The sequence below is a fragment of the Sphingobacterium siyangense genome (assembly GCF_007830445.1).
Classification (GTDB): domain Bacteria; phylum Bacteroidota; class Bacteroidia; order Sphingobacteriales; family Sphingobacteriaceae; genus Sphingobacterium; species Sphingobacterium siyangense.
Genome location: NZ_VLKR01000042.1, coordinates 1 through 23,224, shown reverse-complemented (window position 1 = coordinate 23,224; position 23,224 = coordinate 1). Strand labels below are relative to the sequence as shown.

19 protein-coding genes are annotated in these 23,224 nt (G+C 39.8%); 11 read left to right on the top strand and 8 right to left on the bottom strand.

The features are described 5' to 3' along the window. Positions 1-76 precede the first annotated feature (76 nt). The gene (locus tag IQ31_RS24535; protein ID WP_145330763.1) at positions 77-667 is read left to right on the top strand and encodes a dihydrofolate reductase family protein; all 591 of its coding nucleotides are present in this window, start codon (positions 77-79) and stop codon (positions 665-667) included. Between the two features lie 105 nt (positions 668-772). On the opposite strand, the gene IQ31_RS24530 is transcribed toward IQ31_RS24535, so the two are convergent. Then, positions 773-1,270 carry a DinB family protein gene (locus IQ31_RS24530; protein ID WP_145330761.1) on the bottom strand — a complete coding sequence of 166 codons (498 nt, stop codon included), beginning with the start codon at positions 1,268-1,270 and terminating at the stop codon, positions 773-775. Between the two features lie 370 nt (positions 1,271-1,640). Here IQ31_RS24530 and IQ31_RS24525 point away from each other — a divergent pair, with 370 nt between their 5' ends. Next, the gene (locus tag IQ31_RS24525) at positions 1,641-2,213 is read left to right on the top strand and encodes a hypothetical protein (protein ID WP_115050120.1); all 573 of its coding nucleotides are present in this window, start codon (positions 1,641-1,643) and stop codon (positions 2,211-2,213) included. 137 nt (positions 2,214-2,350) lie between these two features. Beyond that, positions 2,351-7,765 carry an alpha-2-macroglobulin family protein gene (locus IQ31_RS24520; protein WP_145330759.1) on the top strand — a complete coding sequence of 1,805 codons (5,415 nt, stop codon included), beginning with the start codon at positions 2,351-2,353 and terminating at the stop codon, positions 7,763-7,765. A gap of 73 nt (positions 7,766-7,838) precedes the next feature. Here IQ31_RS24520 and IQ31_RS24515 read toward each other — a convergent pair whose 3' ends face one another. From IQ31_RS24515 to IQ31_RS24495, 5 genes are all read right to left on the bottom strand, one after another. Next, the gene (locus IQ31_RS24515) at positions 7,839-9,278 is read right to left on the bottom strand and encodes a TolC family protein (RefSeq protein WP_145330757.1); all 1,440 of its coding nucleotides are present in this window, start codon (positions 9,276-9,278) and stop codon (positions 7,839-7,841) included. Beyond that, positions 9,271-12,432, bottom strand: a complete 3,162-nt coding sequence (locus tag IQ31_RS24510; RefSeq protein ID WP_088162530.1) for an efflux RND transporter permease subunit — start codon at positions 12,430-12,432, stop codon at positions 9,271-9,273. The genes IQ31_RS24515 and IQ31_RS24510 overlap by 8 nt, the downstream gene beginning before the upstream one ends. Positions 12,433-12,448: 16 nt before the next feature. Beyond that, on the bottom strand, positions 12,449-13,534 hold the full coding sequence (locus IQ31_RS24505) for an efflux RND transporter periplasmic adaptor subunit (RefSeq protein WP_145330755.1): 1,086 nt from the start codon (positions 13,532-13,534) through the stop codon (positions 12,449-12,451). 105 nt (positions 13,535-13,639) lie between these two features. Continuing rightward, positions 13,640-14,062: a hypothetical protein gene (locus IQ31_RS24500; RefSeq protein WP_070566908.1), complete on the bottom strand. Its 423-nt coding sequence runs from the start codon at positions 14,060-14,062 to the stop codon at positions 13,640-13,642. Positions 14,063-14,408: 346 nt separating this feature from the next. Further along, the gene (locus IQ31_RS24495) at positions 14,409-14,633 is read right to left on the bottom strand and encodes a YdeI/OmpD-associated family protein (protein WP_145330753.1); all 225 of its coding nucleotides are present in this window, start codon (positions 14,631-14,633) and stop codon (positions 14,409-14,411) included. A 219-nt stretch (positions 14,634-14,852) separates the two neighbouring features. Here IQ31_RS24495 and IQ31_RS24490 point away from each other — a divergent pair, with 219 nt between their 5' ends. The 8 genes from IQ31_RS24490 to IQ31_RS24460 all read left to right on the top strand — a co-directional run bounded on the left by IQ31_RS24490 (position 14,853) and on the right by IQ31_RS24460 (position 20,877). After that, positions 14,853-15,704 carry an alcohol dehydrogenase catalytic domain-containing protein gene (locus IQ31_RS24490; RefSeq protein ID WP_208734384.1) on the top strand — a complete coding sequence of 284 codons (852 nt, stop codon included), beginning with the start codon at positions 14,853-14,855 and terminating at the stop codon, positions 15,702-15,704. A gap of 2 nt (positions 15,705-15,706) precedes the next feature. Then, entirely contained in the window at positions 15,707-15,880 is a 174-nt protein-coding gene (locus IQ31_RS27760) for a hypothetical protein (protein ID WP_208734383.1), read from the top strand. A 223-nt stretch (positions 15,881-16,103) separates the two neighbouring features. Beyond that, positions 16,104-16,955, top strand: a complete 852-nt coding sequence (locus IQ31_RS24485; protein ID WP_145330751.1) for a universal stress protein — start codon at positions 16,104-16,106, stop codon at positions 16,953-16,955. A gap of 197 nt (positions 16,956-17,152) precedes the next feature. Then, entirely contained in the window at positions 17,153-17,965 is an 813-nt protein-coding gene (locus tag IQ31_RS24480) for a glycoside hydrolase family 16 protein (RefSeq protein ID WP_145330749.1), read from the top strand. 49 nt (positions 17,966-18,014) lie between these two features. Then, the gene (locus IQ31_RS24475; RefSeq protein ID WP_145330747.1) at positions 18,015-18,749 is read left to right on the top strand and encodes a YoaK family protein; all 735 of its coding nucleotides are present in this window, start codon (positions 18,015-18,017) and stop codon (positions 18,747-18,749) included. 32 nt (positions 18,750-18,781) lie between these two features. Next, positions 18,782-19,621, top strand: a complete 840-nt coding sequence (locus IQ31_RS24470) for a helix-turn-helix domain-containing protein (protein ID WP_145330745.1) — start codon at positions 18,782-18,784, stop codon at positions 19,619-19,621. A gap of 67 nt (positions 19,622-19,688) precedes the next feature. Further along, positions 19,689-20,303: a DUF417 family protein gene (locus IQ31_RS24465; protein WP_145330743.1), complete on the top strand. Its 615-nt coding sequence runs from the start codon at positions 19,689-19,691 to the stop codon at positions 20,301-20,303. A 166-nt stretch (positions 20,304-20,469) separates the two neighbouring features. Next, on the top strand, positions 20,470-20,877 hold the full coding sequence (locus IQ31_RS24460; protein WP_139145018.1) for a hypothetical protein: 408 nt from the start codon (positions 20,470-20,472) through the stop codon (positions 20,875-20,877). Between the two features lie 51 nt (positions 20,878-20,928). Here the strand turns inward: IQ31_RS24460 and IQ31_RS24455 are convergent, their stop codons facing one another. Both IQ31_RS24455 and IQ31_RS24450 read right to left on the bottom strand, forming a co-directional pair. Further along, positions 20,929-21,111: a DUF6496 domain-containing protein gene (locus tag IQ31_RS24455; protein ID WP_145330741.1), complete on the bottom strand. Its 183-nt coding sequence runs from the start codon at positions 21,109-21,111 to the stop codon at positions 20,929-20,931. A gap of 110 nt (positions 21,112-21,221) precedes the next feature. Next, on the bottom strand, positions 21,222-23,030 hold the full coding sequence (locus tag IQ31_RS24450; protein ID WP_145330739.1) for a glycoside hydrolase family 2 protein: 1,809 nt from the start codon (positions 23,028-23,030) through the stop codon (positions 21,222-21,224). Positions 23,031-23,224: the final 194 nt, after the last annotated feature.

The following is a 23,224-nucleotide window of genomic DNA, read 5'->3' as shown; positions in this document are numbered from 1 at the left end:
TGAAATGGTTTATTTTTGATAGACAGTAACCCAGTTTTGAATTGGATTTGTTTTATTAAATATTAAACTTTTTGTTATGCGGAAATTAATAATGAAAATGTCTATTTCTATCGATGGATTTGTTGCAGGAATCAATGGAGAGACTGACTGGATGTTTAAAAGTGGCGACGATCATTCTAGCGCATGGGTTTTAAATATTTGTGAATCTGCCGGCGTTCATCTAATGGGTCGAAAGACCTTTGAAGTAATGGCTTCCTATTGGCCTGCTTCAACAAATCCTTTTGCGGCAGCAATGAATGAAATCCCTAAAGCTGTCTTTACAAAAAAGGGCTATCATCCCAAAACAGAAGATTTTGCTCACAATGCTAAGCTTCCTGCGAATTCCTCTTGGATGAATGCCCGTGTTTTTGATGCAGGTCTCATTGAAGGAATAAAAGCGCTCAAAGCAGAGGACGGAAGCCCTATCTTGGCACACGGAGGTGCTGAGTTTATGCGAAACCTCATCGAAACGGGCTTAATTGATGAATATCATCTAGTTACACATCCGGTCGCATTGGGAACTGGCTTATCCATATTCAATAGACTTTCTGAATGTCTTGATCTAAAGCTTGTGGATGTTCAAGTTTTTCCTGGGGGTGTGGTTGCACATAGCTATTGTCCAGTGTAAAAAAACTACAAAAGCTGTAAAATAACCCAGCTGTATTGATACCAGATAAAGAATATCATGAAGAAGTGTTATGATATTCTTTACCTTGTATATTCTATTAAGGGCTTAAAAATTCTGCGAATCTGCAGAAGGTCCATAACTCGCTGGCAACGGGATATCATTGAGTCTATAGTAAACACCTAATTGTGCCCTGTGATGTGTAATCTGGTTTAATGAGTGACGAATAGCACCGTATTTGCTCCAGCTTGCCAGTTTATGGCCATCATTTTTAATGGTCCAGCTTGGAATTAAGTCTTCCTCCTTAGCTGTTTCTAAAGCATTTTTTCCGGCTTCGTAATCTTCGTCCAATTTTTTTAAGAGATCATCCCGAGTCACTAGACTTGTTGGCACATAAGCACTTTTGGCAAAGTCAAGTTCTGAAGTCTTTAAAATGGTACTTGGCCATTCGAAAACTTCGACTAAGTGGGTTGCCAGACGCATCATTTTCATACTTTTTTCATGTGGGACATATTCATTCTTGCCTTCAGGGAAAAGTGCAATGAAGTTTTTTGTAATTTGATATTCATTCGCTAATTCTTCTTTTAATTGTGGTAATGTTTCCATGTTTTTTTACTGTAATAATTTAAAATTCGATTAGTTATCCTACTAATAGCTTTTGCTCTGGAATTGTTTTTTCGTTTAGTATTTGTTTTCCTGCTAAGGTTAAACAAAGATATAACCACTATGTGACAGCTATGTGTCAGTATGAATTGGATGAATCATCATTTATGATAAAAATAAAATAGTGGCAGCTCCTGTTATCTCATGTTGTTGAAAACTTGGACTGCAAAGGTTCGAGTATTTGTTTTTTTATAACGTTTATTTAAGCAAGCGCTGCAAATAATAAAGCAGGTCAAGCGAATTGTAAAAAGGGTGAAAATGAGCATATAGACTAAGTATATTTGATTGGTAATTAATTAAATAAAATTGAACGATGGGAAATAAGAAAGCAATATTCACTTTTGTAGGCCTGGTATTGGTTGCAGTACTTGGTATCGGTATATGGGCTTACCGTCTTCTGGGAAATATGGAGGCGGATCAGGAAAAAACAGAACAATTATCTTCCCGAATTTTAGCTGGTTTTGGCGATCATACCGCTATTTATAAATATCCAGTACAATTGTCCGCAGTCGACTGGGGGAAGAGCTGTCTAATTCTTGAAAATGGCGGTGCCGGTGATTTGGGAATAACTTATAAGGAAAAATGGAACGAGGCATTGGGAACAGTAGATAATTATCCCGGTGATGCTGTCAAAGGCATTGTTATGATAGCGATGGACATGCAGGAAAAAGGAGAGTACGTCAATAAGATCGGTCAAAAAGATAAAGCGTATCAGCGCAATTATATTATTAGCTATGTAGATCTCGAAAAGAAGGTAGTCATCGCCCGCGATACCCTATATGGTGAGGAGCCGCCTTTGGTCAATCGTTCCAGCGGTTCGGGAGCTGGTGACTTTCCCTCGGACACTGAAGTTGTAGATTCAATCAAAGGTAGATTGAAATTGTAATTTTTTTTTCTCCGTTTATGGAATTTTGATATTCTTCGCATCCCTGCACGAAAGTTGAAGTGCCGGATGGAAAAATCTAGTACTTGGCTTTAGGTAAATTTATCTATTTTTAAAAGAATTTAGCCAGTATCTTAAACATGAAATGGAAATCAATTGTTGTCTGCTTTTTAGCTGTTCTGTATTCTGTGGTCCTTTGTGGGCAATCGACCTTATTCAATAGTCCGCGTGGATCTTCTGACTATTATATTTATAAACTGAGCCCAGAAGTTTTAAGAAAAATTCACTTGGGAGAGAAGAAATTCGATGAAACTATGCTCAGCGATTTTTTTCTCAAGTATAAGGCCGGAAGTCCACAGCCGACTTTACCTCCTGGTAATTATGTCCAGGTCCGCGCCAGTGGAGCTGATCTCATTTATCAGGAATTGATTAGTGATAACCTATATGTCAAGATTATTCCGGCAGAAATTTTTGCGATTTGTCTATACGATTCTCTGGGAACGATTATAAAAGATGCCCAAGTAAAAGTGAAGGGACGTCGCATGTCATTCGATAAGAAGTTTCATTATTATAAAGCTGCCAATGCAAATAGTGACGATGTCGTCAGTATTGAACATAAGGGTGTCTATCATTACCTGAGTGTAGAACGGAGTTGGCCTTACAAAGACAGGGTTCCATTATGGAAAGGGATCAAAAATAGCTGGCTTAGAACAAAGTTTAAGATTAAGAGACTCTTTCATAAACAAGAAACTGAACAGACAGAAAGCTTTATGGTTTTTAACAAGCCAATGTATAAGCCAAATGAGCAGGTTAAATTTAAAGCTTATCTTGAGGAAGAAAAATGGAAACCTTACCGTGATTCTATTACCGTACGTCTGACAGGTGGATATGGATATGCCAAAGATACCGTTTTGGCTCGACTTGCTCCCTATCGTCCGGGAATGTACAACTTTGCATTTGATTTGAAGGGGCTTGGTCTCATCCTTGATAGGGATTATGGGATTTCTTTGGAATCTACGAAAGCCAAAGACGTCTTGCATCAACAGTCTTTCCGATATGAAGACTATGAGTTAAAAAGCCTAAGCTTTAATATGACGTCCGAAAAGACGAAATATGCTAAAGGAGACAGTGTGCGACTGAAACTAAAAGCTTTAAATGAAAATGAAATGCCCATATATGATGGGAAAGTAGATGTGCGTGTTGTGACAAGTCCACTTTATACACTTGATATAAAATCCAATAAGGTCAATTTTATTCCAGATACATTATGGCAAACGAGCATTTCGCTTGCAGATGTGGCGGAAAAGGAAATTGTATTACCCGATTCAATCTTTCCGGCTGACATAGGTCTTACATTTCGGGTTATTGGCACCTATCTAAGTTCGGATAATGAAAGAATTGAGCGAAGTCTCGACCTTAATATACTCAACAGCGAAAAGGAAATTCGTATTGCTGTAAAAGACGGGCATGCAGAGCTGAAGTATTTCGAAAAAGGTGTTGCGATGCCAACAACTGCTCAGCTAATGATATTAGGTGAACATCGTGAAGTGCTGAAGACTGAAAATTTGAGTTTACCTAATTTGGTTTCTATACCTTGGCAGGCCGAAGAAATTGTTGTCAAGTCGAATGGATTCAGTAAAAACGTTTATCTGGAGGATCAAGAGCAGGCACAACTGAATTATCGGTTTTATCGAACTACGGATTCGGTGATATTGCATGTCAATAATCCCGCTATGATTCCATTTTGGTATCGTGTCTATCGTGCTGGTCGTACGATTGCTTCGGGTTATAATACCAAATTAAAAGGTACATTTTTAGCTCGGGGAAAAGACGGGTATAGCATGGAAATCACCTATCTTTTTGGAGGAAAATCAAAAGTTATCCAGGAAGAATTACCCTATGTGGAGAAGAATTTAAATTTGGCAGTCAACACGGCGACGACAGTTTATCCGGGGCAGAAGGCTGATGTAGAACTTTCGGTTACGGATAAGAATGGTAAACCGTTGAAGGATGTTGATATTACGGCCTATGGTTTTACCTCAAAATTTAGGTCAGCAACCACTCCAAATATTACGATGGGTGGTCTGATGCGAAGGGCAAGAGTCTCACAAAATCTTAATTTCCAGACAGCAGGAGATCTCTACTACCTCAATCCCGTAAGAAAAACCGTTTACGATAACCGGTTGCGGACACAGGTTCCCGTAACCCTGATGGTGGGACCATTTCCAAGGACAGAAATGTATAACGGTGTGTCCAAAATAGGCACGCTCATGGTTGACACAGCGAAAATCGGACGTTTTGAAATTGAGGGAGGCTATCAATACAGTATCTATAAAAATTACCAAAAACAAAAAAGCTGGGATGGCAATCCTTTGCGGATTGATCTGTATGATTTTACGCCAAAGTTAGATTTTCAGGAGAGGGTATGGACCTTGGAGGATATCAAGGCAAACGTAGAACGTACTTTCCAAGAGACGATGCAAAATAGCACGGGACTTGCGCAATTTGCTACGGTGAAGAAAGGAAAAAAAGACGCTATTTTTAAATTGAATTTAATTTTGGGCAATGATGCTGCACAAAAAGGCATTCGACCTGCATTGATCTTTATTGAACCGACGAATGTCGAGGAGAGAATGTATTTTAGACTGTTTTACGGCGGACATCGAAGTTTTGGAGATCTTCCGGTCGGCGATGTTACTTTGCATATTGTAAAGGATGATTCAACTTCTTTTAGTTTACCAATCAAACTCAAAGCCAATGGGATGAATTATCTCAGACTGGATTCTATTCAATGGAGCGATGCATCCCAAGCGGCGAGATTGGCTTACAAACTTGTACGCGATGAAATTATTGTGCGTACCGTGGAAAATCCATTGCAGGATTCTATAAGGCATGGGCAGGAGATTGATCCGCGGTTCTTAAAAATAGACCAGGAAGGTTTTAGAGCGAAAAGAAATAATAATAAGGTCGCCCGGATCTTAGTTTATGATGGTGATACGCCATTAATTGGGGCTAAAGTAAGTGTTTCGGATACAAAAAAACGATATTTCACAAGCTTTGACGGTAGTTTGGAACTTGAGCTCTCCGATGACAAAAATGCTGTTCTTGAGATTGCTGCTTTAGGGTACAATACAGCTACAGTCAAAGTCTCCAGTGGCAAAGATTATTTCGTTGAGTTAAAGCCAAGCGAAAATCAATTGGATGAAGTGGTTGTTGTGGGGTATGGCGTCCAAAAAAGGCAATCATTGACTGCGGCAGTGAAATCGATCAATGCTAGGACGGATGGGGTGACTACGGCTATGCTGCAGGGGGCTGTAGCAGGGATTCGTATTCGTGGCGCTGCTAGTCTGGCCCCCAATGAAAAACCATTGATTTTAGTAGACGGAGTCCCCTTTGAAGGTGATATTTCAAGTCTTGATCCATCGACTATCGCGTCATTGAATGTGATTAAAGATCAATCTATGCTGGGATTATACGGTGCTCGGGCCGCCAACGGCGTGGTGATGGTTCAGATGAAAGCTGGAGCTTCTGCGGCATCGACAGGTGCTGTGGATATGCCCTATTTGGAATCTGGAAATACGATGCGCGTGAACTTCCGCGATGATGCATTTTGGCAGCCAAAGCTAACCACCGATGCTCAGGGAAAAGCTAATTTTGAAGCGACCTATCCGGATGATATTACCAATTGGCGAACATTCTTTATTGCTAAAGGAAGTAAAAATTTCGCCGACATAAAAGAGCTAAATGTCAAATCTTTTAAAGCTGTTTCGGCACATTTGGCGACTCCCCGATTTGCCATCAGGGGTGATCAGTTTTCTGCCATGGGACGGGTTGTCAATTATCTTAGCGACAGCTTACAGCTCTCGCGTACCATCAATAATGGACTAACAACGCAGGAGGCAAAGTTGAAAATTGCGAAGTCCTATCGGGATCCTATATCGGTTATTGCCGATAAGGGGGACAGCATCCAACTTGCTTATTCGATCGGATTGTCAAATGGATATTTTGATGGTGAAAAACGTAGCATTCCGATTTTTGAAAAGGGGCTTGAACAACATGAAGGAGATTTTAAAGTGCTTAACAGTACCGCAGAGTATTTGCTAAAAACTTCTCCTGCGCTAGGCGAAATCACCTTGCATGCCGAAGCAAATTCGCTGGAATTCTTACAACGGGAAATCGAATCTATTGATCGTTACAAATTTCTATGCAATGAGCAGATGGCTTCCAAATTGAGTGCATTACTTTCTAAAAAAGAGCTTACAAAATTGATCGGAAAGCCCTTTACAGAGGATAAGAAAATAAAGGATCTTTTGAAGGAGTTACAGAAAAACAAAAATTCCAATCAGGGCTGGGGCTGGTGGAACAAAAGTGAAACTGTGACCTGGATCAGCAACTATGTGATCGGGGTACTGTTGGATGCCCGAGAAGCAGGATACCAGGTTGAGATCGATACGGAGATCTATGCAGAACGTGAAAAGACCATGTTGAAAAGCAGCTTGGCTTCGCTGGATCTTCTATTGGATAAAGATAAGCTTCACGGGGCCAAAGAGAATTTGTTTGGCTCCCTGATATATCTGCTCCGGCTAGATCCGAAAACCGATTACAAAGATTATTTCTTCGAAATTGATACAAAACTGAAAAGTAAAACCATTAAGGATAAACTGTTGAAATATCTATTGATTTCAAAACTGGGTCTTAAAGATTCACATGCTGCAGACACTGTTCTTAAATATTCCTCAAAGGCTGTCTTAGGTGGGCTTTATTGGACTTCTGGAACTATAACAGATCAGAAAGGCAGATCTTTTATGCGACCTACGGAAACCAATACCGAGAATACACTGTTGGCTTACGGTGTCTTAAAATCAATTGGTGGTCATGATTCGGATTTAGAAAATATCCGTAATTACTTTTTTGCGCAGCGGCAGCAAAACCAATGGTATAATATCTACGAATCTTCGCGTATCATACGAAGTATTCTTCCTGATTTACTGAAAGAGGGTGAGTCTTTCCAGGCACCGGTTATGGTCATCAATGGCAAACGCGTCACTACATTTCCGTATACGCAAAGCTTTAAGTCGGATGAACAGATTAAAGTGAGGAAAGAAGGGACGGGGCCGGCTTTTGTGACAGCCTATCAAAATTTTTGGAATCCAAATCCTGTCATAGAAAAAGAAAAGGGGCTTGCTGTGGCAACTCGATTTAAGGACAATGGTGCTACGGTAGCGGCGCTGAAGGAAGGGAATCCTGTAAAACTTGAAGCAAGCGTAACCTTAACTGGTGAAGCTGAGTATGTGCAGATCGAAGTTCCTATACCGGCGGGATGTTCTTATGAAACCAAAACCAATGGATACTATAGAACCGAGGCGCACCGGGAGCATTTCAAAGATCGTGTAGTCATTTTTTGCAACAAACTGGGGAAAGGTACACATACCTTTGAGATCGAACTTTTACCTCGTTATACCGGGACTTATACAGTCAACCCAGCGAAGGCTGAATTAATGTATTTCCCGACATACTATGGAAACGAGAAAATGAAAGAAATCGTGGTGGAATAAATATGCTTTTACAAAAAAAGGGACTTATCACATGATAAGTCCCCAACATATAAAAACTAAAATTGAAAGTGTGCTATTGATGATCCCATCCACCACCTAGGGATCTGTATATCGCTACGCTTGCTTTGAGTTGGTTGACCTTCTTCTCAACGAGCTCAAATTTGGATTCCAGGGCATCGCGTTGTGTCAGCAGAACCTCCATATAATCTGCGCGGGCGTATTTAAAAAGGTCGTTGGAAATACCGATAGACTCATTTAATGCATCGACTTCCTTGGTCTTAATTTGTAGGCCATTCTCCAGATTTTTAATTTTGGAGAGCTGGTTTGCAACTTCAATATAAGCAGCCAATATAGTCTGCTCATAATGGTAAACAGCCTGAACCTGTCGTGCATTTGCGCTATAATACGCGGCTTTAATTGCCCGTTTGTTGATCAAAGGGGCGGTGAGTTCACCAACGAGGGAAGAGAGAAAGGCTTCCGGTTTGATGAGATAAGTCGGATCAAAAGCTTGAAAACCTACTCCCGCCGCAATGTCCAAAGAAGGGTAAAAGCGGGCTTTGGCCGATTTGATGTCCAGTTTGGACGCTGCAAGTTCATATTCAGCCTGCTTTATATCAGGTCTGTTTTCCAGGAGGTCGGCCGGGATGCCGGCATAAACGGTTTGCGGAACAAGCTTATCAAATGATTGTTGATCCCTTTGAACCGGCTGCGGGAATCTTCCAACAAGGTAGTTTATTCTATTTTCTGTTTCTGTGATCTTCTGCTTGATATCATATTGCATACCTTGGGTTTTCAATATCTGGGCTTCAAATCTTTTGACGGCAAGTTTATTGGATCGCGCATTTTTCTTCAAGTCATTTACGACGACCAATGCATCGTTTTGAATCTTTACATTCTCATTGATAACCAGAAGTTCGTTATCGAGCGCCAGGAGTTCATAATAAGAATCTGCAATTTCAGCGATCAGGTGAGTTACCATAAAGTTTTTGCCTTCCACGCTGGCAAAATACCGTTGCAGCTGCGCTTTGGTCGCATTGTGGAGTTTACCCCAGATATCTGTTTCCCATTGTGCCTGTACACCAACTCCAAAATCAAATAGCGGTTCAGGCATTTCGCGTCCGGGTTCGATTTCTGTATTCTTTTCCATCGCTCCAATGTTTGTGTAGCGACTTACTTTGTCGACCCCCGCACCAACTTTTACACCTACGGAAGGTAGATATTCACCTTTTTTGGCGCTTACCTCATTTTTGGCTATTTCAATTTCCTGAAGCATAATATGTAGCTCCTGGTTGTTTGCTAGTGCCTGACCGATCAGTCCTTGTAGATTGGGATCGCTGAAATAGCTGTTCCATTTGATTTTTCCTGTATTCACGGTGTCGCTGTCAGCATCCCCATAGTTTCCGGGAACGGTTCTATTTTCGGCACGTTGTTTTATTTCCAGTGGTTTGCAGGCTGCAAGACTAAGCAAGAAAAATGCGAAACCTGTATAGTGATATAATCTGTTCTTATTCATAATGTATCATGTCTTCGCTTAATGGTGATTCGTCTTCGGCTTGGATCATTTTTCTTCCGTCAGCCAATTTTGCAAAAATGTAGTAGAGTCCGGGAATGACAATAACGCCAAAGATAGTTCCGACGAGCATACCTCCCAGCGCTGAGGCACCTATGGTATGGTTACCGATAGCTCCGGCACCACTGGCAAAGACAAGTGGTACAAGTCCAGCGATAAATGCAAATGAGGTCATGAGGATAGGTCTGAAACGTGCTCGTGAGCCCTCAATAGCTGCTTCTAATATGCTATCGCCAGCTTGGCGCCTTTTCACGGCAAATTCTACGATAAGCACCGCATTTTTACCCAATAAACCAATAATCATGATCAGTCCGACCTGTGCATAGATGTCATTTTCCAGTCCCATAGCTTTTAATAGGAAGAATGATCCAAATACACCAACTGGTAGCGACAACAATACCGCAAACGGAATGATAAAGCTTTCGTACTGTGCAGCAAGTACAAGATATACGAAGACTAAGACGACTAAAAAGACATAAACGGCTTCGTTTCCACGTTGGGCCTCATCATAGGACAAGCCCTCCCAGGCAACTTTATAGCCATGTGGTAATGTTTGAAGTGCAGTTTCGTTGATTGCCTGAATAGCGTCAGCCGTTGTATACCCATTTGCCGGAAGTCCACGGATGGCGGCCGAATTGTACATGTTGTAGCGCGTGATTTCGTTTGGTCCCTGTGTTTTTTTTAAGGTCATAAAGGCCGAATAAGGAACCATTTGGTCATGATCGTTTTTGACGTAAAGGTTCATGATATCGGAAGGTAGCCTTCTAAATTCTGGTGAAGATTGTACATAGACTTTGAAGAACTGACCGAAACGGATAAAACCCTGCTCATAGGTACTACCGATAAGGATATTGAGGTTGTCCATGGCTTTACCAATGGAAACGCCTTTTTGCATGGCGGCGTTATTGTCAAATACCAATTCGTATTGTGGGTAATTGGCGGCAAAGAATGTAAAGACTCCGGTGAGTTCCTTACGTTTCTTTAGATTAGCGATAAATGCTTTATTTACTTTATCGAAATCTTGGTAATCGGTGGTCCTATTGAGGTCCAGCAGGCGCATGGAGAAACCTCCTGAAGAACCAAACCCTGGAACAGCGGGAGGTTCGAAGAATTCAACCGTTGCACCTAGATTTTTTGATTTTTCTTCAAGTTCTTCCATGATCTCTTTAACGGAGTGTTCACGTTCACCCCAGGTTTTGAGGTTGATAAGACAGGTTCCTGCATTCGATCCACGGCCTTCCGTCATGATTTCATAACCCGCCAGTGATGAGACAGATTCTACCCCATCTACCCCTTGACAGATCTTTTGGAGCTCTCTGGAAAGCTTATTGGTCTGTTCCAATGTTGATCCTGGAGGAGTCTGAATAATGGCATATATTGTGCCTTGGTCCTCGCTCGGTATAAAACCTCCTGGAAGCGTTTTGTTAATGACGAAAATTCCGACACAGAATGCTATTAAGATACCCCATGTAATTACTTTTCGGCTGGCAATTTTACGAAGTAAGGAGGCATACTTGCCCGTTATTTTATCAAAAGTACGGTTAAAAAGGTCGAGCGATTTAGTGAATACATTTGATTTTTTTGGTTTACCATGGTTATTTTTCAGGAGCATCGCGGCAAGCACAGGAGTAAGGGTTAATGCGACTACTGCAGATATCACGATGGAACTCGCCATGGTAATTGAAAACTGACGGTAAAATGTTCCGACAGGGCCTGTCATAAATGAAATGGGGATAAAAACGGCCACCATAACAGCTGTAATAGCGATAATAGCACCTGCGATTTCGCCCATGACTTCTTTTACAGCGCTGTATGGCGATATGGCACTTTCTTCCATTTTGGCATGTACTGCTTCAATGACCACAATGGCATTGTCCACGACAATCCCGATAGCAAGCACCAATGCAAACAAGGTCACTAAGTTGATCGACATACCGAACCATTGGATGACGAAGAATGTACCTATCAGCGAAACGGGCACGGCGATGATTGGAATCAACGTCGAACGCCAATCGCCAAGGAAAATAAACACAACAATGGCAACTAAAATAAAAGCATCGCGTAGGGTATGCATCACCTGTTCGATAGAAGCATCCAAGAATTGGGATACGTCATAACTGATTTTATAGTCTATCCCTGGAGGAAAGTTACCTTTCATCTCAGCAAGTTTTGCCTTCACATCTTTAATAACGTCATTGGCATTACTACCATAATTCTGTTTCAACACAATTGAAGCCGAGGGATGCCCGTCTAAATTGGAATAGATGTCAAAGAACTCACTACCCAATTCGACTTTAGCTACGTCTTTTAACTTGATGTTTTCACCGTCGCCGTTTGCGCGAACGATAATATTGTCGTATTCTTCAGGTGTATTGTATTGCCCTTTATAAGTTAGGACATATTCGAGGGATTGCGCTGCAATACCCGAGCTTTGTCCCAGTCGACCGGGACGGCCGATAATACTTTGTTCTCCTATCGCTTTCATCACTTCATCAACTGATAAGCTATAGGCGCGCATACGATCGGGATTTAACCAGACGCGCATGGCATATCTACGGCTACCTAAGATTTGTGATTTGGCTATACCATGAATACGATTGATTTCAGGAATGATATTTACCGTTGCATAGTTGTACAAGAACTTTTCATCCATGCTTTTATTTGTACTGTAAAGATTCACGTACATCAGCATACTAGGCTGAATTGGATTGACGACGACTCCTTCCTTTTGAACAAGTTCAGGCAATAGTGGCATGACTTGATCCACCCGGGTTTTGACCAGTACTACGGCATCGTTAGGATCTGTTCCAGGATCAAATACGACGTTTACAGTTGCTTCACCGGCACTGGTCGCATCTGTTGCGATATAGCGCATTCCCTGTACACCGTTGATTGCATTCTCCAGTGTAATCAGTGAGGATTTTACAAGTACATCAGCGCTTGCACCAGGATAGGCAATGGAGACCGCCACTGTAGTCGGTGCGATTTTTGGAAATTGCTCAGTAGGAAGTTGCTTTATGGCCAAACCTCCGATAAATAGGATTACAACCGATATGACAATAGCAAATACCGGTCGATGTATTACTTTTTTAAACATAATGCTGCTTTTTTAATTACTCTGCATATAAATCTAAGTTTGACATGACTTTCTCCGGAGTCTGATATTTGGATTCAATAGTCTGGTTTTCCTGTACCATGCGAAGTCCATTCAGCAGAATTTTTTCGTCCTTGCCCAATCCGGAAGAAACAACATAGATATGCGGCAGTTCTGCAGCAACTTTTATTTCTCTTGCTTTTACTTTATTATCTTTTGTAATAACGTAAACATATTTTTTTTCAAGCTCCTCGAATGTAGCTTTCTGAGGTATCATAAGCGCGTTATTATAGGGCGATGTAATGACGATATTGCCTGTCTCGCCATAACGCAATAATCCCTTTGGATTTGGAAAAGTCGCTCTGTAGGCAATATTTCCAGTTTCATTATTGAAGTCTGATTCAATTGTTTCAACAATACCCTCATGACCGAATTCTTTTCCATTGGCCATGTTTAACCGTACATGCAGCGGGTTATTGTCTTGTTTTGCGTCCATTTGATTGAGGTATTCAACTTCGGGTACATTGAAGTAAACCCACATTTTACTGTTGTCGGACAGCTCTGTGATCAACTCACCTTCATCGACAAGACTTCCTTTACGGACATGAAGCTTACCAACGATTCCTGAAAACGGTGCTACGATATCAGTAAATTTGAGATGGGTATTCATAGCGGCTAACTCAGCTTTGGCTTTTTCATATTTTGCTTTTGCCATTTCAGTTTCCTGCGGAGCGACAATATCTTTTTCGGACAGATTTTTGGTGTTCTGATATTCGATTTCAGCATATTTTACCTCTGCTTTAGCACGATTTACATCGGACTCATAGAGGTTGGGCATGATTTTAAAGAGGGGTTGTCCTTTTTGTACAAATTGACCTTCATCGACAAATATCGATTGAATGTAGCCTTTTTCCTGTGCGCGCAATTCAATATGGTTGATCGAACGGATTTGGGCTACATAATCTTTATTGACAATTGTATCTTTGACCAAAGGAGTAGTGACATTGAAAACTGCAGCTTCTTTTTTGTCTTTTTTTTCTGACTGACAGCTTGTCGATAGAATAATAAGGCACAGGCTTATATACATAAAGCTTCTCATGACCATAATAATAGTTTTTTAATTATTTTCGAAAAATTGAACAATAGTGTGACCTGCTTCCAAATGGTTTTGAAAGCTATTTTGATGTTTTTTTAAGAAATTATTAAAAAATCACAGCCTGAATACACTGTAATGGATATATAGGGCGTTTTTTCGTGAAGTAAGCTGGTTGGAATTTGCAAGCGAAACTGCTGTGCGTGTATTGTGAAATTCGGGATGGATATAAGAGACTAGATTTCCAAAACCATCGCCTTTAAGTGCGAATAAGTTAGGGCTATTGGAATCGCTTCCCGTGTCGTCGTTTTCATTATCATTTTCTGAAAAATAAGCCCTTAATTTTTCATGTCGAGGACGTTTAGTTTTGCGAATAACTTTGGTGTCATAATCTTCGCTTTTTACTTGCTTGTTGAAGTGATTGACAGCGTGAAGATTGCAGGAGGGAATATTATTTGGTGTTGGCACATGATACCAGCCAAAACTGATAAGTATTGCGCAAACTACGCCGAACAGATATTGATGGAATTTTCCTTGCATCCTTGAAAGCAAATGTAATTAAACTTTAAAAATGATACAAGTGATTTAGGTATGGAAATTTTAAAGTTTATGTAATATTGTTACAAAGTGTTTAAACTGACAGTGTTTTAGTGGTTAATTGTGTAAAAATTACTCAAATTCCGTTTTTGAAATTGCGTTTAGGTGATATTTTTAAAAAATATGACCTAAATAGCTTTAGTTTTCTTTAATTGGTTGTGTTGTTAGGTGTTTTTCGGGTTGATTTTCGTTGTTTTTTTAGTTTGGCTTAATCTATTCTTTCAATTGAGTAAGAATGGCTTGTAGTATTTTTTGATAAGTAACCACCTTAATATCCAATTGGGCTATTCTAAACGGTTTTTAACGTTTTCTGATTATTTCGTAGCATTTGTATTGCTTTTTCAGCTCTTGTTTTTCGGGTTTGTTCCTGTTTTGCTGATCCAATCCAATCACAATAGCCTTGTTTGTATGATTTGGAAAGTGTTTCAAAAAAAGCATTGGCTTTTTCGTCCGTATCCAACAATTGTTGGAGTTCCATAGGAACGCCTTCAATATGTTCACCTTTTTTTAGCATGTATTTTTATCCTTTGATTCCCGATAAAAATACATAAATATCTTCGAGTTGCCGGCCTTTATTGCATGAATACTTTTGACTTGCCCGTTAGGTAATACGATCAGGGGACTGCAATACTTTTTCTTGGAATAAGACTTACATGTTGCCGCTGTCTTCATATGCGTTGAAACATATATCGTTCTTATTTGTAGTTCTATTAGTCAACAAAAAATTTTCAATATGAAAGCAGTACGTTTTTTTGGGCATAAAGATGTCCGCGTTGTGAATGATCTTGTGAAGCCCGTTCCTAAGGGCGATGAAGTATTACTAAAAATTGGTGGTGCAGGTGTTTGTCATTCTGATCTCCACATTATAGATGAGGGGACCGTTGTAGGTACGGTATTTACCTTGGGACACGAAAATGCGGGCTGGATTGAAGAAGTTGGATCGGATGTAAAAGACTATAAAAAAGGAGACGCGGTACTGGTCTATGGCCCTTGGGGCTGTGGGCACTGTAAACCCTGTCAGCAATCAAAGGAAAATTATTGTGATCACCAGTCTGAAATGGCTTATGGTGGTGGGCTAGGCCTAGATGGTGGGATGGCGGAATATATGCTTGTCCCTTCTTCGCGTTTACTGGTCCCAATTTATGACTTAGATCCAGTCATTGCTGCGCCATTAACGGATGCGGCACTTACTCCTTATTCGGCGATAAAACGTTCGATAGGCAAATTGACAGCAGATGAGTATGTGGTTGTGATCGGAGTTGGAGGTTTGGGCCATGTTGCCTTACAAATACTAAATGAAGTAAGCGCGAGTTCAATTATCGCCTGTGATGTCACCGAAGAAAAACTAGCCTTTGCTAAAGAACTCGGCGCAGCCTATGTGGTTAATTCGAAAGATGCAAATGCAGCCGAACAAATAAATAAGATTACGGGCATTAAAAAAGCTAAAGTAGTGATTGATTTTGTTGGCGCAACATCGACTATAGATCTAGGAACAAAGGTTGTTGGTTTGGATGGTGACCTGACAATTGTTGGATTAGGCGGGGGACACTACCAGTACAATATGTCGGGCTTCCTTTTGGTGTGAGTATGACAAACCCATATTGGGGCTCTCGGGTTGAGCTTATGGAAGTTGTAGGTTTGGCTAGGCAAAGGAAGATTCATATTGAAATTGAGCAGTTTAAGCTTGATCAGGCTAACGAAGTTTATGATCGAATGCGCAGCGGTAAGATCAAAGGAAGGGCTGTACTGATTCCTTCGTAAAAAAAAAGTCTATCTTTTTGGTAGTTTATTTTGGATTTTATTTTTTTGATGCTTATCTTTGTTGTATCATAATTTAGGTTTATAATTGGTTATTTAAGGTTTTCATTCTCCCCGTTTGAAAACCTTTTTTTTAAGTTTCTCTTTTGATTGATTATTAAAAACCTTCTGTCTTCTTTACTGTTGTAATACTAATAATCCGCGCTGATTTATCTGCAAAATATTTATGGACAAAACAATTCTCGTACTCACCGATTTTTCTGAAAACTCATGGACTGCTGTTCAATATGCGGCGAATCTGGCTAAAAAATTTAATTGGACAGTAGAACTTCTGCATATTTATACCATCCCAATAAAAGACAGTGTCCATGCGAAAATGGAGAATATGTTTTTGAAGCCTCAGAAGGAAGAGGCTGAAAGCATGCTCAAGGACTGGCAGATACGTATCGACGATGAATTTTCTGATCTCCGCTGTAAAACCGTAAGTTTGGCCGGCGACTTGGAAAAAACGGTACTAAACTTACTACAAGAAAAAGAATACCATTTTATCGTCATGGGAGCTAAAGGTAAAGGTATGATACAAAAAGCTGTCTTGGGAAGCAATACCTTCGCCCTGATAAAAAAGAGTCCAGTCGGTGTCTTGGCAGTACCCATCACTTTCCAAAAATTTAGGTTACAAAATATCGGATTACTGAGCAATTTTAAAGCGTCCGAATATGATCTACTCGACAGTTTCATCTTACGTGTACCGGAGAAATTTAATCTCAGCCTGTTGCACGTAACACAAAAGTATATCTCTCCAAAACAAGAAGATATTGAAAACTGGAAACAAAAGCTATCCGCCCAATTTTCGTTTAATAAAATTGATTATGTGGAAAAAAATGCGGTCAATCGTTTAGATTACAATATGCCTATACCACGTTGTATCGACTACATGGTGGAAATCGAAGCTATTGATCTTTTACTTGTGTCGTACAGTCCTAAAAGTTTTTTCAAAAGTATATTTTCCCGAAATCTTACGAAAGCAATTTATCGCAACCTGACGGTACCTACTTTTTTTAAGCGTAATTTATATTAATTGCGGGTAATCTCCTCCTGTTTATCACTTTCCATTGGTTGATCGTACACGGTTTAGTAAAGGGAAAATGATTAAACTAAAGTTAGTAGCCGCGATTTTATGATTACTAACTGAGCTTTAAATTGCGTCTCCGATGTGAGGTAATCTATTCATATTTTTCATTAGCTTTATCAATAATTGTATAAAATATAAACATAATGAGCCTTTGGATACTTTCTTTGATCGCAATACTTTCTGCAAGTCCCGATAGTACACATGTAGGAGAATATAAGTTTGCTGAAATGCCCAGTTGGAGTGATGAGTTTGATTACAATGGTCTTCCGGACGCAAAAAAATGGGGATATGATGTAGGCTCCTTGCATAATGGTTGGGGAAATCATGAACTTCAATACTATACAGATGCAAACAGGAAAAATGCAAGTGTGGCAAATGGTGTTTTACGTATTACTGCAATAAAAGAACAATATGAGGGGTTGAACTATACTTCTGCCAGGCTGGTGAGTAAAAACAAGGGCGATTTTCTATATGGTCGATTTGTAGTCCGAGCCAAGGTGCCGAAAGGGAAAGGTACGTGGGCAGCTGCTTGGATGTTGCCGACAGATTGGGGTTACGGAGGATGGCCACATTCGGGAGAAATAGATATCATGGAGCATGTCGGTTATGACGAGAATGCAATACATATTACCGTTCATACAAAGGATTATAATCATTCTATCGGAACTCAAAAAGGAGTGATGAAACGAATTGATCAGGCAACATCGGAGTTTCATAATTATCGGATAGACTGGACCCCTGAGTATATTCGTGGTTTCGTGGATGATGTACAGATCTACAGTTTTCCAAATGAAGGAAAAGGCAATGGCGTGTGGCCATTTGATAAAAGATTTCATTTACTATTGAATCTGGCCGTTGGTGGAGATTGGGGCGGTATGCAAGGCGTCGATAGTAGCACATTTCCTGCAGAGATGGAGGTGGATTATGTCAGGGTATATGATTTACTGAAACCTTAAATGAATCTTGTTTTCATCTATTTTCTCTAATTTATAAAGATTAATTCAAATGTTTAGGCATCAAGGGAGAGGAAGGAATTATATTCATAATTTAAAGTTAGCCTCTATTTTATCTTGTGTTGCGGGTTTGGTCAATATTACAGGTGTTCTTGCCGTTAGCACTTTAACAACGAATGTCACAGGTCACTTCGCATTTTTTTCAGAACAGTTGATTTTAATGAATTACAAGATGGCTTTGATTTATCTGTTATACATTGCTTTCTTTTTAATGGGAGCGTCTGTTTCAGGTTTTATCGTAGAATTAGCCTCAAAAAAGAAATCACATAACGCCTATATTATTCCAATTTGTATCGAGTCTATTATCTTAATTAACGTTGGACTGGTCCCAGCTTTATTTAAAGCAGGGCCAACTTTGCCAACAATAATTTCATTTGCCCTGCTTTTTGCTATGGGACTTCAGAATGCCCTGGTAACGAAGGTGTCACAATCCGTTGTCAGAACGACGCATTTGACCGGATTGTTTACTGATCTTGGTATTGAAATTTCACAGTTGCTTTTTTATAGAGAAATTGTTGAGAAAGTGAAATTACACAAAAGTATTTTTCTTAAGTTGATGATTATTGGTGGTTTTTTTTTCGGGGGAATTATAGGAGGTTTTATGTTTCAATATTTTAAATTGAAAACATTATTGTTACCCGCTACTATGCTTTTGTTTGCCTTATGGTATGACCATATTCTGCTTAAGTTTTATCATTTGAAGCGAAGCTTAAGACCGGATGAATAGGTTCGATTAAATTCATATATTAGCTTAATAACATGAACTATTCCCATATCCTGTTTGAAAAATTAGTATTATCTGCCGGTAGATTCAACATTAGTGAACCATTGTACTGCATTCTTTTATTTGAGAAAGCGACGAGTTTTTCGGTTGATTTGGTGACATACCATGCGGATCCTAAAAGTGTTTTGTTTTTGTCTCCCTATCAGTTGTTTACGATGGATGTGGTGCTGAAAAGTACTTTTAGTGTGCTAAAATTTCACGGCGATTTTTATTGTATAGAATATCATAAAGATGAAGTTGCCTGTAATGGAATTCTATTCAACAACATCTACCAGCAACCTCATGTGTTGCTCTCAGCAGCTATTTATCATGAGATATCAACGATCATGGGAAAAATAGATCAGCTCAAAATGTCGTCGGAATCCTATGATCAGTCATTGAGCAGAACCTATTTACAGCTGATTTTAGCGCTAGCGAGTAGACAAAAGCTACTTTTTAACGACGTACAAAAACCGTCTTGGGCTCATAGAGATATTATTGATGACTTTGAGCAGTTTTTGGAAAAGAATTATAAAGCGCATAAAGAAGTTACCTTTTATGCAGCGAACTACGGTTTAAGTCCAGCCGTTTTTACGAAAAAAATAAAATTGAAATGGGGAAAATCCCCATCAAAGTTGATCCAGGAACGCCTCGTATTGGAAAGTAAAAGACAGCTCCATTTGACGGCCAAAAGTATTAAAGAAATAGCAGCCAATTTGCAGTACAAAGATGAGTTTTATTTCAGTAGATTTTTTAAGAAGATGGTAGGCGTATCTCCTAAGGTATTTCGGAAGCGGGTGGGTTTATCAATTGTTGCCGAAAAGTCTATGTTATAGATCTATTTGTCCATGTTGTGGATTTAAGCCATTGTTTAGTTTTGCATGGTATTAAACAAACTACGTTATGGAGAAAATAATAAAGCTATTGGCAAAGTCACAATATATCTTTACAAACTTTGCTAGAATTTCAATTTTTATTGTGATGGCATGGATTGGAGGATTAAAAGCATTTCAATATGAAGCTGATGGTATAGTTCCTTTTGTTATTAATAGTCCGGCAATGTGTTTTTTTTATCATAATACGGAAAAACGGGTGTTGGATAAAAACGGAGAGCTAATACCGGAATACCAGTTGTTTAAAAATCCGGAAGGTCGTGTCGTAAAGAAAAATATTGCATGGCACCAAGAAAATGGAACTTATATTTTTTCTTATATACTTGGCTTTGTAATTGTTTCAATTGGTCTGATGATATTTTTAGGTATCTGGTATCCTAAAATCGGAATTTTGGGAGCATTGTGTACAGTGCTTATGTCATTGGTTACACTTTCTTTCTTGATAACAACTCCAGAAGCGTTTGTGCCAAAGCTAGATGGGGATTTCCCGTCACCTAATTATGGTTTTCCTTATTTATCCGCGGCAGGTAGATTAGTCCTGAAAGATGTAATTATGCTTGCAGCAGCATTGATCATTGCAGCAGAAAGTGCCAGCCGTCTGATAAAAAAAACGAATATAAAATAGAGACAGGTAGTTTTTGTATGTGATTTAGCAGAAGGTTGTTTGCTGGAGGCGATAACTACTCAGGGTAAATCCACCAACTTTTGGAAGGTATCTTTGATGCCAGCTGTATTTTGGCAGCATCTTTGTGTCTCGTCGTTAAACTATATTGAGTTATACCACGAACGATATGAAAATAATACGAACGACCCTTCCATTTCTTCTGTTTAGTTTCATCCTTTTAGTTGGATGCAACAATAATCAACAGATCAGGATGATTGATAAAGATGGGAACACACATTTGTTGACAAGAGAAGGTGATCGAAAAGGAGAATTGGGACTGCAGCGTATCATCGCTCGTGGCAATGATACAGTAATAACGATTGATGGTGCAGGTCATAAAATGATATGGACAGCTTCAGATGTGACCAATATTGATACAACAAAGATTCAATATTATCTCAAAAAGAGAAATGGAAGCAGTGTTCATATTTATACACCCGTCGATGTAAATCAAAATTTTATAGATGTCGAGGATAGTCAAAATGTTTTGTCAGATCCTTATGATGGTACAGACAAGAAAAAATCTCTACTGTAGATTGCCGCATGAAAAAGCATAATTTGGGCTAAAGAGAAAATCCTAGCAAGTTTACTTGCTAGGATTTTTTTTGGGTACTTTGGCACCTTCCTTTTTGGCTTCGGAGAGGCCGATGGCAATCGCCTGTTTTCGTGATGTTACCTTTTTTCCGCTACCAGATTTTAATTTTCCCGCTTTCATTTCGTGCATCGTCTTTTCAACTTTCTCAGATGCTTTTTCTGAATATTTTGCCATAATAGTGTTACACCTTGATCTGTTATTAAACACTTCTGCAAAAAGAACAGCTGTTTCAGTTGAATCGTTTGAAAATTCTTTGAGAGCGAAATAGCGAACATCTGTATTCGCTAATTCAATTCATTTCCAGCTTTAATCACGGCTTGGTTGACGGCTTTTATTCTTTCAAGAACCATTTTTTGTATTTTACGGTCGTAAGTCAATAGACCATTGACTTCATGTTCCACATCGGTAGTTTGCGTATAAATAGCAACACTCAGTCCTTTGTATCGGAGCAATTGTTCGACATTATCCATTAGGAATATATAACGGTCTGTGAGTGCCTCTATAGTGGGTTCGTAGGCATAGGCATTGTTTTCGACAGGCCACATGTGACCGCGGACAAATAAGCCTACGCCACCAAACTCTCCAAGGGAAGCTGCCCGTTTCGAATCCGGTTCTGAGGCACCCTTGGGGCCAACATAGATATGGGTGTCAACAAAATCTCCATTTCCGGGATCACCATAAGCTTTTTGGTAAGATGGATTGTTGTTAAATCCCGAATTACCGTTCACTAAACGTGAAGGGTCATATTGTTTGGTCCAGTCGGTAATATTGCGTACATCGAAAGCGCCCCAGTTTTCGTTAAAAGGAACCCAGGCGATAATGGATGGGGAGTTGTAGTGGTCGTCAATGATGGCCTTGTATTCATCACGAAATGCTTTTCGATAAATCGTAGTGTCTTCATCGGGATACCAAAGGCAGGGCATATCTTGCCACACGAGCAGTCCCATTTTATCTGCCCAATAATAGAACCGTTGGGGTTCGGTTTTCATATGCTTACGAATAAGGTTATAGCCAGCTTTTTTGGTAAACTCGATGTCATATTTGAGAGCTTCTTCCGTAGGTGCTGTTAGAATACCATCGGGCCAGTACCCCTGATCCAGAAGACCGAGCTGCATCACAAATTTATCATTCAATAGCGGCCTTACAATTCCGTTTACCTTACCAAGTTTAATATCACGCATACCAAAATAACTCTTAACCTCGTCGATGATTTCTCCATTCTTCCCATGTATACTTAATTTTAAATCGTATAAAAAGGGGGAGTCAGGAGACCAAAGTTTTGGATTTTCTACCGGGATATTAAATTCCATGCCCGACTGAATTACCGTTTTTGAAATTTCTTTTCCTTCTGAAGAAACGATGGCCGTAACTTTTGCCTTCGCTGTGCTAGTGACCTGTATTTTTAGTTGTTTTTCTGCTACTTGAGGTAACAATTTGATGCCCTGTATATGGTTTTTGCTTACTGGTTCCATCCACACAGTTTGCCATATGCCAGAAGAAAATGTATAGTCGCCTCGAGGTCCATTTTTACCCGAAGGATACTTACCGTCGTTCTTGTCATGCGCTGCAACGACAATGTTATTTGGACCGGCCTTTAAAAACTCAGTGATGTTGATCCAGAAGGAGTCGTAGCCACCTGAATGAGTACCAGCTTTTTTCCCATTTACAAATATGGTCGCGTCGTGATCCACTGCACCAAAATGGAGTATAATATCTTTCCCTTTCCAATGATTAGGTAGCTCGAAATTTTTACGATACCACAGATTAATTTCTTGTTTGCGTTGTATTCCGGATAAATAGGACTCTGGACAATAGGGGACAAGAATGCTTTCTCGGTTGTGGTCAAAGGAAATGGGGACAGCAGGATTTAGTGCATTCGGAGCATCCTTTCCACCTATATAATCCCATTTACCGTTGAGACATAGCCATTCATTCCTTTCCATTTGGGGACGTGGATATTCGGAAAGTGGGATTTCTGTTTGCTTGGCTATTGCTGTCCATGGGGTTGAAAGCTGTGGCTGTTGTGCCAAAGCATTAAGCCAACCGAAGAGCGATAGTGCCAGCACAAAAATTGAGGTTTTGGTTTTTATCATGGTATACTTCTTGGTTTTTCAGAATATGAATATAAGTATACTAAAAAGATTTAGTGAATTATAAACGAAATGTTACTACTGGGGCTTTCGATATTGGGCTTGGTTGGTTGGTTGGTTGGTTGGTTGGTTGGTTGGTTGGTTGGTTGGTTGGTTGGTTGGTTGGTTGGTTGGTTGGTTGGTTGGTTGGTTGGTTG

Bases quoted from the DNA above. Each gene is read 5' to 3' on its own strand.
- IQ31_RS24535 (WP_145330763.1), top strand. From the start codon at position 77: ATGCGGAAATTAATAATGAAAATGTCTATTTCTATCGATGGATTTGTT.
- IQ31_RS24530 (WP_145330761.1), bottom strand. From the start codon at position 1,270: ATGGAAACATTACCACAATTAAAAGAAGAATTAGCGAATGAATATCAA.
- IQ31_RS24525 (WP_115050120.1), top strand. From the start codon at position 1,641: ATGGGAAATAAGAAAGCAATATTCACTTTTGTAGGCCTGGTATTGGTT.
- IQ31_RS24520 (WP_145330759.1), top strand. From the start codon at position 2,351: ATGAAATGGAAATCAATTGTTGTCTGCTTTTTAGCTGTTCTGTATTCT.
- IQ31_RS24515 (WP_145330757.1), bottom strand. From the start codon at position 9,278: ATGAATAAGAACAGATTATATCACTATACAGGTTTCGCATTTTTCTTG.
- IQ31_RS24510 (WP_088162530.1), bottom strand. From the start codon at position 12,432: ATGTTTAAAAAAGTAATACATCGACCGGTATTTGCTATTGTCATATCG.
- IQ31_RS24505 (WP_145330755.1), bottom strand. From the start codon at position 13,534: ATGGTCATGAGAAGCTTTATGTATATAAGCCTGTGCCTTATTATTCTA.
- IQ31_RS24500 (WP_070566908.1), bottom strand. From the start codon at position 14,062: ATGCAAGGAAAATTCCATCAATATCTGTTCGGCGTAGTTTGCGCAATA.
- IQ31_RS24495 (WP_145330753.1), bottom strand. From the start codon at position 14,633: ATGCTAAAAAAAGGTGAACATATTGAAGGCGTTCCTATGGAACTCCAA.
- IQ31_RS24490 (WP_208734384.1), top strand. From the start codon at position 14,853: ATGAAAGCAGTACGTTTTTTTGGGCATAAAGATGTCCGCGTTGTGAAT.
- IQ31_RS27760 (WP_208734383.1), top strand. From the start codon at position 15,707: ATGACAAACCCATATTGGGGCTCTCGGGTTGAGCTTATGGAAGTTGTA.
- IQ31_RS24485 (WP_145330751.1), top strand. From the start codon at position 16,104: ATGGACAAAACAATTCTCGTACTCACCGATTTTTCTGAAAACTCATGG.
- IQ31_RS24480 (WP_145330749.1), top strand. From the start codon at position 17,153: ATGAGCCTTTGGATACTTTCTTTGATCGCAATACTTTCTGCAAGTCCC.
- IQ31_RS24475 (WP_145330747.1), top strand. From the start codon at position 18,015: ATGTTTAGGCATCAAGGGAGAGGAAGGAATTATATTCATAATTTAAAG.
- IQ31_RS24470 (WP_145330745.1), top strand. From the start codon at position 18,782: ATGAACTATTCCCATATCCTGTTTGAAAAATTAGTATTATCTGCCGGT.
- IQ31_RS24465 (WP_145330743.1), top strand. From the start codon at position 19,689: ATGGAGAAAATAATAAAGCTATTGGCAAAGTCACAATATATCTTTACA.
- IQ31_RS24460 (WP_139145018.1), top strand. From the start codon at position 20,470: ATGAAAATAATACGAACGACCCTTCCATTTCTTCTGTTTAGTTTCATC.
- IQ31_RS24455 (WP_145330741.1), bottom strand. From the start codon at position 21,111: ATGGCAAAATATTCAGAAAAAGCATCTGAGAAAGTTGAAAAGACGATG.
- IQ31_RS24450 (WP_145330739.1), bottom strand. From the start codon at position 23,030: ATGATAAAAACCAAAACCTCAATTTTTGTGCTGGCACTATCGCTCTTC.